This window comes from Roseateles sp. P5_B10 (assembly GCF_056400485.1).
The window spans coordinates 1-13,010 of sequence record NZ_JBFULE010000089.1 but is presented as its reverse complement, the minus strand read 5'-3'; the positions used below and the strand labels follow the sequence as shown (position 1 = coordinate 13,010).

General features: G+C 67.5%; 10 protein-coding genes. 8 read left to right on the top strand and 2 right to left on the bottom strand.

From position 1 onward, the window contains the following. A partial coding sequence (locus AC1DU6_RS08695; protein ID WP_477856737.1) for a TonB-dependent receptor plug domain-containing protein occupies positions 1–1,324 on the bottom strand: 1,324 nt, incomplete at its 3' end. Positions 1,325–1,504: 180 nt separating this feature from the next. On the opposite strand from AC1DU6_RS08695, the gene AC1DU6_RS08690 reads away from it, so the two are divergent. The 8 genes from AC1DU6_RS08690 (at position 1,505) to AC1DU6_RS08655 (ending at position 12,430) form a co-directional block, all read left to right on the top strand. Then, on the top strand, positions 1,505–2,287 hold the full coding sequence (locus tag AC1DU6_RS08690) for an exodeoxyribonuclease III (protein WP_056191496.1): 783 nt from the start codon (positions 1,505–1,507) through the stop codon (positions 2,285–2,287). A gap of 215 nt (positions 2,288–2,502) precedes the next feature. Further along, positions 2,503–2,901, top strand: a complete 399-nt coding sequence (locus AC1DU6_RS08685) for a hypothetical protein (protein ID WP_056191498.1) — start codon at positions 2,503–2,505, stop codon at positions 2,899–2,901. A gap of 35 nt (positions 2,902–2,936) precedes the next feature. Beyond that, on the top strand, positions 2,937–3,767 hold the full coding sequence (locus AC1DU6_RS08680; protein ID WP_477856734.1) for a hypothetical protein: 831 nt from the start codon (positions 2,937–2,939) through the stop codon (positions 3,765–3,767). A gap of 126 nt (positions 3,768–3,893) precedes the next feature. Further along, entirely contained in the window at positions 3,894–4,475 is a 582-nt protein-coding gene (locus AC1DU6_RS08675; RefSeq protein ID WP_457321963.1) for a L,D-transpeptidase, read from the top strand. A 146-nt stretch (positions 4,476–4,621) separates the two neighbouring features. Beyond that, complete coding sequence (locus AC1DU6_RS08670) at positions 4,622–6,196, top strand: peptide MFS transporter (protein WP_457321961.1); 1,575 nt, start codon at positions 4,622–4,624, stop codon at positions 6,194–6,196. Positions 6,197–6,480: 284 nt separating this feature from the next. Continuing rightward, positions 6,481–7,710, top strand: a complete 1,230-nt coding sequence (locus AC1DU6_RS08665; RefSeq protein WP_477856731.1) for an efflux RND transporter periplasmic adaptor subunit — start codon at positions 6,481–6,483, stop codon at positions 7,708–7,710. Positions 7,711–7,728: 18 nt separating this feature from the next. Further along, positions 7,729–11,016: an efflux RND transporter permease subunit gene (locus AC1DU6_RS08660; RefSeq protein WP_477856729.1), complete on the top strand. Its 3,288-nt coding sequence runs from the start codon at positions 7,729–7,731 to the stop codon at positions 11,014–11,016. Between the two features lies 1 nt (position 11,017). Then, positions 11,018–12,430 (top strand): efflux transporter outer membrane subunit, encoded by a 1,413-nt coding sequence (locus AC1DU6_RS08655; protein ID WP_477856727.1) that lies wholly within the window; start codon positions 11,018–11,020, stop codon positions 12,428–12,430. A 31-nt stretch (positions 12,431–12,461) separates the two neighbouring features. On the opposite strand, the gene AC1DU6_RS08650 is transcribed toward AC1DU6_RS08655, so the two are convergent. After that, entirely contained in the window at positions 12,462–12,926 is a 465-nt protein-coding gene (locus tag AC1DU6_RS08650) for a DUF3592 domain-containing protein (protein ID WP_477856726.1), read from the bottom strand. Positions 12,927–13,010: the final 84 nt, after the last annotated feature.

The window sequence follows — 13,010 nt, the reverse complement described above, 5'->3', positions numbered from 1 at the left end:
TCACATTGCCGAAGGCTGCCCAGGACTTGGCTTCCTGGTGCTGCACGGCATAGCCGTTTTGCGGGTCCCCCGCGGCGAAGCTGTCGAAGTTGAAGCTGTCGACCTGCAGCTTCTCGTTGAAGTAGTACAGGCCGGCGATCCACTGGAACGGCGCGCTGGTGTTGGACTGCAGGCGGAATTCCTGGGTCGTCTGGCGCAGGTAGGGGATGCCGTCGGCCGTCTGCGCGTCAAACGGGATGACGGACGGGTAGGGCGTGTTCGAGCCGGAGGGGTAGTACTTCGGGCCGTCCGGGATGCCGCAGAAGCGGCAGCCGAAGCCACCATCCACGTCGCCGCGGCTGTAGAACTTGGCGCGGTCGTGGGCGGTGATGGAGTACAGCGACACGCCGTCGAAATCCCAGCGCAGGCGAGCGCTGACCTCGCTGGACTTCAGCGTCTGCGAGTTGTAGCCGTCGGAGGGGTAGGAGCTGTCGTCGTAGCCATCGACGAGGTCATTGGTGCCGCGCTTCATGATGTTGGCGCGGAAAGTCGTGGCCGTGCCCTTGAAGTCGCGGGCCTGGACCTTGAAAAGACCCTCGAAGTTGCCGCTCTTGTAGAGGGCCTGCAGGCGCAGCGCCTTGTCGTTGTAGCCTTCAAGGTCGGACGTCGCGCTGGTCACCGGGTTGTGGACGCGGTCACTCTGGCGCTGGGCCAGGCCCGCCACGCGCAGCTGCAGGTCTTCGTTCACCGGCACGTTGACGGCCGTCTCGAGGTTGACGGCGCTCCAGCGGCCGAAGCCGATGTTGGCGTAGCCTTCCAGGCGCTTGGTGGGCCTGGCCGAATCAAACTTCATGACGCCGGCCGGCGAGTTGCGGCCGAACAGCGTGCCCTGCGGGCCGCGCAGCAGTTCCACCTGGGCCATGTCAAAGACCGGGAAGCCCTTGAGCGCGATGCTTTCCTGCACGACATCGTCGTACACCAGGCCGACCGGCTGGGAGGCGTTCATGTCGAAGTCGGTGTTGCCTAGGCCGCGCACGTAAAAGCGCGGGAAGGTGCGGCCGTAGTCGGACTCGATGTTCAGGCTCGGCACCTTGCCAGATAAGGCGCGGACGTCCTGGCCGCTGGCGTTGTAGGTGTCCAGATCCTCGGACTTGATCGCCGAGATCGACAGCGGCACTTCCTTCAGGTTCTCGGCCCGGCGGCTGCCGGTGACGATGACGGCTTCGAGCTGGCTGACGTCTTTCTTGGCTTCGGCTGTCGGCGTGGCTTGCGCCAGGGCCGCCATCGGGAAGGCCGTGCTCAGCGCCAGCGCGAGCAGGGTCGGTGAAAGGCTGTATTTGGGCATGAGAAATCCTCGGGTTGACGGGTTCGCGGGCAAGTGGGTAAAGAAATGGGCGCTCGCGGCGCCTCTGATTCCTACTGGATCGTAAAGATCACATGACGGTTCCGTGATGAAAGCGTGCCGCTGTGTTGTGCATTTGCTGCACTGCGATACTTCTCCAGGTCAAACCCTCTCCCTAATCCGATGCGCTTCATCACCGCCAACCTCAACGGCGTGCGTTCCGCCGCCAGCAAGGGCTTCTTCGACTGGCTCGACAAGCAGCAGGCCGATGCCGTCGGCGTGCAGGAGCTCAAGGCGCAGGCGGATGTCGTGGAAGCCAAGTTCCGCAGCTGCGACCTGCTCAACGGCCATTTCCATTACGCCGAGAAAAAGGGCTACTCGGGCGTGGGCCTGTACACCAAGGAAGAGCCCAGCGACCTGATCACGGGCTTGGCGATGCCCGAGTTCGACTGCGAGGGCCGCTGGGTGGAGAAGCGTTTCGACAAGCCCGGCCGCAAGCTCAGCCTCATCAGCGTCTACTTTCCCAGCGGCACCAGTGGCGAGGAGCGCCAGGCGGTCAAGTACCGCTTCCTGGCGGCGCTCTACCCTCATCTGCAGGCGTTGAAGGCCGAGCGCGAGTTCATCCTCGTCGCCGACGTCAACATCGCGCACAAGGAGATTGACCTGAAGAACTGGCGCGGCAACCAGAAGAACAGCGGCTTCCTGCCCGAGGAGCGCGCCTGGTTGACCACGCTTTTCGATGACGGGGGTGTCGTCGACGTTTTCCGTACGTTGAACGACAAGGCAGAGCAATACACCTGGTGGAGCGCCCGCGGCGCGGCGCGCGCCAACAACGTCGGGTGGCGGCTGGACTACCACCTCGCCACACCCGGCATCGCGGCGCTGGCCCGGCGGGAGGCCATCTACACCGGTCAGATGTTCAGCGACCACGCGCCGCTGACGGTGGACTACGACTTCAATCTCTGAGGCTGCAAAGGCTCAGGCGAATGCGAGCGGCGAGGCACGGCAGCTACACGGCGTAACCGGCCGCTACGGACTGGGGGAGCCTCCTACATGAGATGACGCTCGGCGCCGACGCCGGGCGCGAGGGTGCAGGCCTAGAGTGGACCTCAGCCGGTGGAAATGCCCGGCCCAGCCACCCGGCTCCAGGCCGGTTCCCGCTTTCAAAAGGAGTTCCCCCCATGTCCGCCCTCAAGACCGCCACCAGTGCACTGACCGCCGCCGTTCTCGTGACCAGCATCGGCCTGGCTTTCGCCCAGACCGAAGATCAAAAGCAGCCTACCGACCCGATGGCCGCTGCCACGGCTTCGCCCACCAGCGAACAGACCCCTGCCGACCCGAATGCGGCGCCGGCTGATCCGAATGCAGCGGCGCCTGCGGACAGCACCGCCGCCACGGCCGCCATGGCCGAGCAGCAGCCGCCCGCCGACGACCCGGCCAAGGTGACGCCGCCGGTCGACAGCACCGCCGCGACGCCGACCACCACGACGACTGACACGACGACCACGACCACGACGACCACGCCGAGCCCGTCGTACGACCAGCCGGCTGCGCCCGCCCCCCGCGCCGACCGTCACTGATCGTCGTCGGCTGAGCGCTGCCTCCGTCACAAACCATGCGTTTCGGAGAACGCGCTGATCTCGCCGCCGCAGCCCGGCGGCGTGACATCCTCATCGGCCTCGGCCAGGGTGGCGTCATCGCTGCCCTGGCACTGGCCGTTTTCTTCACCTTCTTTAGCGGCAGCTTCAAGCGCAAGCCCGCCGTGGCGTCCGCCCATCGCCCGGTGGCTGTCGCCAAGGCGCCCGCCCCAACCCAGCCGCCCGCGGTCATCGACCGCCAGCTTGACTTCGGCAAGGTCCGTGCGCCGCTGGACGTGACCCGCGTGGCCGCCTGGGCCGTGCGCGAGGCCGACAACGGCAGCAGCGCCTTCGCCATCATCGACAAGCGCCGCGCCCAGGTGTATGTCTTCAGCCCCGGCGGCCGCCTGCTCGGCACCAGCCCAGTGCTGCTCGGCTATGCCTCCGGCGACCTCACGGTGGCTGGCATCGGCAGCAAGAGCATCGAGCAGATCAAGCCGCAGGAGCGCACGACGCCGGCCGGCCGCTTCGTGTCGGCCCCTGGCCGCAACGCCGACGGCAAGGAGGTCGTCTGGGTGGACTACGACGCCGCCGTGTCCATGCACCGCGTGATCAACTCCAACCCCAAGGAGCGCCGCCTGGAGCGCCTGGCCACCAAGACGGCGGCCGACAACCGCATCAGCTGGGGCTGCATCAACGTTCCCGTCGATTTCTTCGAGCGCACCGTCCTGCCCAACCTGGGCCAGAGCCGTGCCGTTGTCTACGTGCTGCCGGAAAAGAAATCCCTGATGGCCTTCTTCCCAGGCGCTGCACCGCCCCAGGTGCTGGCCCAGGCCGGGTCAAGACGAGGTAACAACGCCAAACCGTGAAGTCCTTGTCTGTTGGTTACAAGACTGCTTTCCTAGACTGCCCGCCAAGGCAGGCGCGATGGTTGCGCCGCCCGGTACAAGGGGCGTCGAGTGGGCAGCAGTTGGGCAGATCAGGCCAGGGCGGTCATGTGTGGCATCGCCACGGTGTGGAGCCTTTTTGCGACGGCTTCGGCTGGTGCGCAGGTCATCTCAAGGCCGGTGGCCAGTGACGCCCGGGACGGCCGCCCTTTTGCCATCGTTGACAAGCGCCAGGCGACGCTGTCGATCTATGCCGCGGACGGTAGTCTCGTCGGCCGCGCCCCCGTGTTGCTGGGCCTGACGCCCGGTGACCAGGAGCCGCAGAGCTCGCGCGGCAAGCAGCCGGCGGCGCTCAAGGTCAACGAACGCGTGACACCGGCCGGCCGCTTTGAAGCCCAGCCGGGCGTCAACCTGAACGGCGAGCGCATTGTCTGGTTCGACTACGAAGCCAACCTTGCCATCCACCGGCTGCGTCCCGCGCCGGCCAGCCAGCGCCGCCCAGAGCGCCTGGCCTCGGCCAGGCTGGAAGACCGTCGCATCACGCTGGGCTGCGTCGTCGTCGAACCGGCCTTCTTCGACGAGGTCGTGCTGCCCACACTGGGCGCTGGCAAGAGCCTGGTCTACATCCTGCCGGAGCGTGAGCCCGTTCTCGCCGCCGCCGCGGGCGCACCGCACGCCGCTGCGCCCTGAGTTCCTCGGCATACCGCGGGCYTGAACCGACCCAGGGCAATCCCTGGGCCGCCCGTCCGCGGAAAACGCCCTGCTGGCGGGACAATTCCAGGCTTCCGCACGGGCTACCCGCCCGCCTCCTCGCGGTTTCACCTGGAACGACTGACGTGACTACCACCACCCCCGTGGCCAACCCGGCCACGGCCGGCCGAGCGGCGCCTACCCCGGCGACCATCCTCGGCCAGCCCAATCAGCTCTTCGTGCTGTTCTTTACCGAGATGTGGGAGCGCTTCTCCTACTACGGCATGCGCGGCCTGCTGGTGCTCTTCCTCGTGACCGAGGTCGCCAAGGGCGGCTGGGGCTGGAGCCGTGCCGAGGCAACGTCGCTGTATGGCTGGTACACGGGCATGGCCTATCTGCTGCCGGTGCTGGGCGGCTACCTGGCGGACCGCTACCTCGGCACGCGCCGCGCCGTCTTGTTCGGCGGCTTCGTCATCGCGGCCGGCCACATCTCGATGTTCCTGAACACGGTGCCGAGCTTCTACATCGGCCTCGGCCTCGTCGTGCTGGGCACGGGCCTGTTCAAGCCCAATGTGTCGGCCATCGTCGGCCAGCTCTACGGCCCCAAGGAAGACAACGCCCGCGACGGCGGCTACACGCTGTTCTACATGGGCGTGAATGCCGGCGCCTTCTTCGGCATCCTGCTGTGCGGCTACATCGGCGAGAAGGTGTCCTGGCACCTGGGCTTCGGCCTCGCGGGCCTGTTCATGATCCTGGGTGCGCTGCAGTTCTATTTCAGCCAGCACATCTTCGGCGACATCGGCGCGCCCCCGAAGGTCGAGGATCGCGCCAAGGCCGCTGCTGCGGCTGCGGCTGACGAAGCGCCGGCCCATGTCGTGGCCGACCGGCTGAAAGCCATCTTCGTCTTCTCCTTCTTCACGATCTTCTTCTGGTTCGCCTTCGAGCAGGCCGGCGGGTCCATGACCATCTTTGCGGCCGACTACACCGACCGTGCGCTGGTGGGCACCAGCGGCTTCATCTTCAAGGTCGTCAACTCGCTGATGACGGTGCTGCCGGCCGTGATCCTGACCTGGCTGCTGTGGAAGCTCAACCGCAGCACCGGCAGCCGCTACCTGCTGGCCAACGGCATGCTGGGCCTGGCCTTCGCCGTCATCTGGGGCCTGGTGATCTGGATGCTGGCGCGCGAGTTCGCGCTGGAGCAGTCCGAGGTGCCGGCCAGCTGGTTCGGCGTGCTGAACTCCTTCTTCCTCGTCATCCTGGCACCGATGTTCTCCAAGATGTGGGAGAGGCATTGGAACCCGGCCGGTCCGGTCAAGTTCGGCGTCGGCCTCGTGCTGCTCGGCCTGGGTTTTGCGGCCCTGTCCTATGGCTCGGCCGGCATCCCTCAGGGTGCCAAGACGGCCCAGGTCAGCATGCTCTATCTGAGCCTGGCCTATCTGCTGCACACCATGGGCGAGCTCTGCCTGTCGCCCGTGGGCCTGTCCTATATCTCCAAGCTGGCGCCCGCACGCCTGCTGGGGCTGATGTTCGGCGTCTGGTTCCTGAACACGGCCATCGCCAACAAGCTGGCCGGCGTGACGGGCTCCTACATCGATGACATCTCCAACCACTACTCGATGTCTATCTTCTTCCTGATCTTCACGGCCATCCCCATCGGCGCTGGCGTCATCCTGATGCTGCTGACGCCCTGGATGAAGAAGAAGATGCACGGCGTCCACTAATAAATCATCTGCACGGGGTCATGAAACCCGTGCGTTACGTCAGAAAGCCGCCGGGTCCGCGCGCCCGGCGGCTTTTGACGGCTGTTTGCGCGCGAACCGCTGGGGCGCAAGGGCTCGGAGCCTGCCGACGGCTGGCCGCCACGGAGCCAGCGCGCAAACAACCTGCTGTTCACAGTTCCGCACTGTTGACAAGGAATGTCAGCAGCCTGAATGGGCTTTAGGTTTTGGGGTAACGGCGTCGGGTCGATGTGCTTACAGTCGCCCGCTTGCATTCGGAGCCCCCCATGTCCAAGAAGAATCTGGCGCTGACCCTGTCTCCCGTCCTCATCGCCCTGCTCGCCGCCTGTGGTCAGAAGCAGGAGGGCGGCGGCGGCCCGGGGGCTCATGGCGGCCCGCCGCCCGTGTCGGTGGCACCTGCCACCCAGCGCGAAGTGCAGGAGTTCGACGAGTTCACCGCCCGCCTGGAAGCGCCGGATACCGTCGACGTGCGCTCCCGCGTCGCTGGCACCGTCGACGCGGTGCGCTTCAAGGAAGGCCAGCTCGTCAAGAAGGGCGACCCGCTGTTCACCATCGACGCCCGCGCCTTCAAGGCCGACGTGGCGCGGGTGGAGGCGCAGATCGCTGCAGCCCGGACCCAGGCCGAGCTCGCCAAGACCGATCTGGCCCGCTCCGAGAAGCTGATCAGCATCAACGCCGTCAGCCAGCAGGAGATCGACCAGCTGCGCTCGGCGTTGCGCTCGGCCGAGGCCAACCAGAAGGCGGCCGAGGCGGCCCTGGTGCAGTCCAAGCTCAATGTCGAGTACGCCAGCGTGACGGCGCCGGTCAGCGGCCGCACCTCGCGCGCCAACGTGACGCCGGGCAACCTCGTCGGCGTGGGCGACCCGRTGCTGACGACCGTCGTCTCCAGCGACAAGGTCTACGCCTACTTCGACGCCAGCGAGGCAACCTACCTGAAGTACATGCGCGCCGCCCGCGACGGCAGCCGCACCTCATCGCGCGACGTCGCCAACCCGGTGCAGATGGGCCTGTCCAACGAGCAGGGCTATCCGCACGCCGGCAAGATGGACTTCGTCGACAACCGCCTGAACCCGGCCACCGCCTCCATCCGCGGCCGCGCGGTGTTCGACAACAAGCAGGGCCTGTTCACGCCGGGCCTGTTCGCCCGCATCAAGCTGGTCGGCAGCGGCAACTACAACGCCGTCGTCGTGCCCGACCGCGCGATCACGACCGACCAGACGCGCAAGATCGTCCTCATCGTCGGCCCCAACAACATCGTGCAACCCCGCCCCGTCACGCCGGGCGCGCTGATCGACGGCATGCGCGTCGTCGATGGCGTCAAGGCCGGCGAGATGGTCATCGTCGACGGCCTGCTGCGTGCCTTCCCCGGCGCGCCGGTCACGCCGCAGGTGCTGAAGGTCGACGACAAGGGCATGCCCATCCCCGCCGCGCCGCCGGGCGCACCGGGCGCTGCCCCGGCTCCCGCCTCCGCTCCGGCCTCCGCCGCCTCGAAGTAAACAAAGGCGGCCCCTGCCATGGACATCTCACGCTTCTTCATCGACCGGCCGCGTTTCGCGACCGTCCTGTCCCTCTTCATCTTCCTGATCGGCGCGCTGGCCATCCCGCTGCTGCCGATCTCCGAGTACCCCGAGGTCGCGCCGCCCCAGGTTGTCGTGCGTGCCCAGTACCCCGGCGCCAACCCGCGCGTCATCGCCGAGACGGTGGCCACGCCGCTCGAGGAGCAGATCAACGGCCTCGAGAACGTTCTCTACTTCGACAGCCAGGCCACCGGCGACGGCGGCATGACGCTGACTGTCACCTTCAAGATCGGCACCCACCCGGAAGCCGCCGAGACCGCGGTGCAGAACCGCATCAACCGCGCCCTGCCGCGCCTGCCCGACATCGTGCGCCAGATCGGCGTTACGACCGAGAAGGCCGCGTCCAACCTGACCATGGTGGTCCACCTGGTCAGCCCGGACAACTCGCGCGACGCCCTCTACCTGCGCAACTACGGCACGCTCAATGTGCGCGACGACCTGTTGCGCGTGCCCGGCATGGGCTCGGTGCTGAGCTTCGGCGCCGGCGACTACGCCATGCGCATCTGGCTGGACCCGCAAAAGCTCGCCGCCCGCAACATGACGGCCAGTGATGTCGTCGGCGCCATCCGCGAGCAGAACACGCAGGTGGCGGCCGGTGTGGTCGGCGCCTCGCCGTCGCCCAAGGGCACGGACTTCCAGCTCGCCATCAACGCGCAGGGCCGCCTCGTCAGCGAGGAAGAGTTCGGCGACGTCGTCGTGCGCAGCGAGCCCAAGACCGGTGCCCTGGTGCGCGTGAAGGACGTCGGCCGCGTCGAGATCAGCGCCAACACCTATGCGCTGCGCAGCCTGCTGAACAACAAGGAAGCCGCGGCCATCGCCATCTTCCAGGCGCCGGGCTCCAACGCGCTGGCCATCTCGGACAACGTGCGCAAGACCATGGAGAGGCTCAAGCCCAGCTTCCCCAAGGGTGTGGACTACGCCATCGTCTATGACCCGACACGCTTCGTGCAGACCAGCATCGAAAAGGTCGTGCACACGCTGTTCGAGGCCGTCGGCCTGGTCGTGCTGGTCGTCATCATCTTCCTGCAGACCTGGCGCGCCTCCATCATCCCGCTGGTGGCCGTGCCGGTGTCCATCATCGGCACCTTCGCCGTGCTGCTGTTGCTCGGGTTCTCCATCAACACGCTGACGCTGTTCGGCCTCGTGCTGGCCATCGGCATCGTCGTGGACGATGCCATCGTCGTGGTCGAGAACGTCGAGCGCAACATCCAGGACGGCCTGACGCCGCATGCGGCCACCGTCAAGGCCATGCAGGAGGTCTCGGGCCCCATCATCGCCATCGCCCTGGTGCTGTGCGCGGTGTTCATCCCGCTGACCCTGGTGCCGGGCCTGTCGGGCCAGTTCTACAAGCAGTTCGCCGTCACCATCGCCATCTCGACGGTGATCTCGGCCTTCAACTCGCTGACCTTGTCGCCGGCGCTGGCCGCCATCCTGCTGCGCCCGCATGACGCGCCCAAGGACGCGCTGATGCGCGGCATGGACAAGGTGTTCGGCCGCTTCTTCAACTGGTTCAACCGCTTCTTCCACCGCCGCTCGGAAGACTACGGCCGCGGCGTCACCGGCATCCTGAAGCGCAAGTCGCTCGCGCTGGTCGTCTATGCGCTGTTGCTCGGCGCCACGGCCCTGCTGCTGGCGCGCATCCCCAGCGGCTTCGTGCCCGCGCCGGACAAGCAGTACCTGATCGGCATTGCCCAACTGCCGGCCGGTGCCAGCCTGGACCGCACCGAGGAAGTCATCCGCCGCATGAGCGAGATCGCGCTGAAGGTGCCCGGCATCAAGGACTCGGTGGCCTTCCCCGGCCTGTCCAGCGCCGGTTTCTCGGCCGCGCCCAACGAGGGCATCGTCTTTTTCGGCCTGGAGAGCTTTGACGAGCGCACCTCGCGCGAGAAGAGCAAGGAGGCCATCCTCGGCCAGGTCAACGGCGCCATCCAGCAGATCCAGGGCGCGCGCATGTTCGTCGTGCCGCCGCCCCCGGTCGACGGGCTGGGCATTGCCGGCGGCTTCAAGGTGCAGGTGCAGGACCGCAGCAGCCAGGGCGAACAGGCCCTGTATGGCGCCGTCTGGGGCACGCTGGGCCAGATCTACGGCAACCAGAACACCTCCATCGGCCAGCCGTATTCCAACTACGACATCAACGTGCCGCAGCTGTTCGCCAACGTCGACCGCGTCAAGGCCAAGCAGATGGGCGTGCCGCTCGCGTCCATCTACGACACGCTGCAGATCAACCTCGGCTCGCTGTACGTCAACGACTTCACCAAGTTCGGCAAGACCTACCAGGTCATCGTGCAGGCCGACGCGCCCTTTCGCGCCAAGGCCGAGGACGTCGTTCAGCTCAAGACCCGCAACGGTGTCGGCGACATGGTGCCGCTGGGTTCGCTGATGAGCGTCGAGCCGACCTTCGGCCCGACGCGCGTGACGCGCTACAACGGCTTCCCGTCGGCCGACGTCAACGGGGCGCCCAAGCCGGGCTTCTCCAGCGGCCAGGCCGAAGCCGAGATCGAGACCCTGCTGAAGAACCTGCCGCGCGGCTTCGGCTATGAGTTCACCGAGCTCAGCTACCAGGACCGCCTGACCCGCAGCGTCAACGTGCCGGTGCTCAACGTGCAGATCCCGACGCTCGCCGCGGTGCTGCTGTTCTCGGTGCTGCTCGTCATCCTGGTGCTGGCTGCCCAGTACGAGAGCTGGAGCCTGCCGCTGGCCATCATCCTGATCGTGCCGATGTGCATCCTGTCGGCGCTGTTCGGCGTCTGGTTGTCGCACTTCCCGCCGTTCGGGCAGGCGGGGGACCTGAACATCTTCACGCAAGTGGCGCTCGTCGTGCTGGTCGGCCTGGCGTGCAAGAACGCGATCCTGATCGTCGAGTTCGCCAAGGAGCTGGAGGAGCAGGGCAAGACCATCCGCGAGGCCGTCATCGAGGCCTGCCGACTGCGGCTGCGCCCCATCCTGATGACGTCCATCGCCTTTTGCGCCGGCGTCATCCCGCTGATCCTGGGCAGCGGCGCGGGCAGCGAGATGCGCCGTGCCATGGGCATTGCCGTGTTCGCCGGCATGCTGGGCGTGACGCTGTTCGGCATCTTCCTGACGCCGGTCTTCTACAGCCTGCTGCGCGCCAGCACCCAGAAGCGTCGCGCCCGCGCCGCCACGGTGCGTGCCCAGATCGACGCTTCCGCGCATGCCTTCCATCCCGGCATCGACGATGCTGCACCCAAGAAGGAGGGCCACTGAAATGCTCGCCCGCCTGACCCCTCTCGCCGCTGCTTCCGCCGCCGTCCTGCTGGCCGGATGCGCCGCGCCCGGCCTCTCCTCCGGACCGCAGAACCTGGCGCCCGCGAGCTTCGCTCAGTTGCCTGCCATCGAGGCCGGGGCCAATCCTGGCGCCGCGACCATGACCGCCGCCTTCGTCGACAGCGCCCAGCTGCAGCGCGTCGTCGACGAGGTGCTGGCCAACAACCGGGACCTGCGTGCCGCCGCCGCGCGGCTGAAGCAGGCCGAGGCTTTTGCGACGGCCGCCGGTGCCCAGCGCTTCCCGACCGTGGGCCTGGGTGCCAGCGCCAGCCGCCAGCGCGCGCCCAACGAGCAGGGCGTGTTCAACAACTTCACCAGTTACGGCGTCAATGCGACGGCGGGCTGGGAGGTGGACCTGTGGGGCCGCGCCGCATCCAACGCCCGGGCCGCCAGCTATGACGCCGAAGGCGCAGCGCTCGATCGTGACGCCGCCCAGCTCAGCCTGGCCGGTACGGCGCTGAACCTGCAGACCCAGCTCATCGGCCTCGGCCACCGCCTGAATCTGGCCAAGGAGACCCTGGTCGTGCAGAACCAGCTGCTCGATCTGGTGAAGGCCCGCGTCGGCGCCGGCCGCGGCACCGCGCTGGACCAGGCCCGCGCTGAAGCCTTGGTGGCGCAGACCTCGGCCAGCGTCCCGGCGCTGCGCAACGCGGCCTGCCTCACGCGGCTGCAGCTCGACGTGCTGCGCGGCCAGCCGCCAGCCGACTGCGACAAGGCCGACAGCGACCCCTTGCCCGCCATGCCCGAGCCCCGCCTCATCAGCTTGGGGCAGCTGCCTGACCCCGCCGGCCTGTTGGCCCAACGCCCGGACGTGAAGGCCGCCGCCGTGCGCGCCCAGGCTGCCGCATCACGCGCTCATGTCGCCTGGGCCGCGCGCTGGCCCAGCCTGGGCCTGACCGGCCAGATCGGCTGGAGCGCCGGCAGCGCCGGTGACCTGTTCAAGAGCGGCACGCAGATCCACAGCCTTGCCGCGGCGCTGAACTGGAACTTCCTCGACTTCGGCGCTCGCAAGGCGGAAGAGAGTGCGGCTCGCGCTGGCTATGAAGCTGCTGTCGCGGGTGCCGAGCAGGCCCAACTGACGGCCCTGCAGGACGCCCAGGGCAGCCTGTCGACGCTGCGCGAAACGGAGTTGCAAGCCACCGCCCAGGCCACCGCCGCCGACGCGACGCGGCGTGCCCGCGAGCTGGCCTTGAAGCGCTACGAGGCCGGCGTGACCGACTTCTACGCGCTGCTCAGCGTCGAGCAGGAGCGCCTGGCGGCGGCAGATGCGCTGATCCAGGTACAGACCCAGCGCGCCGCCGCTCTATTGGGCGTGCACAAGGCCTTCGCGGCCCGCTTGACGGTGGCGCAGTGATCCGGGGCCGGCATCGCCGGCCCCACTTCCGTCAAGCCGCGACTGCCGCCGGCCCCGCCGAGTTCTTGCGCCAGCGCCACCACAACAGGCCCAGGCCGGCGAGGAACATGACTGCGCCGATCCAGCGGGTTTCGCTGGTGTTGTCCTGCATGTCGGCCAAGCGCACGACGCTGGGTTCATTGGGCAGGTAGCGCACCTTGACCATGGGGTCGGCCTTGCCGTCCTTCATGGCCTGGCCCTGTTGTTGAGGCAGGCCGATCTCGGCGTTGACCAGGTTGCCGGCCTCCGTCTTGAAGACGATGTGGCCGCGGAAACCGCTCTCCGAGCCGCTGCGCTTCTTGCGCCACTCGATGCTTTCCACGGTGGCGGTGGTCTCGCGGCCATTGGCCTGCAGGCGCTTGATGTCGCGCGAGTCGTTTGCGCCGCTGAACATCACGTAGGGGCCACCGATCAGCAATGCCAGCACCATGACCCAGGATCTGAGACTTTCGAACATCACACACTCCCTTGGCGCCCTCGGGCGGCCCGGGCGCGGTTCTTTTTTAAGCGAGGCAGCCGCCCCTGYGGCCGCTATTGTTTC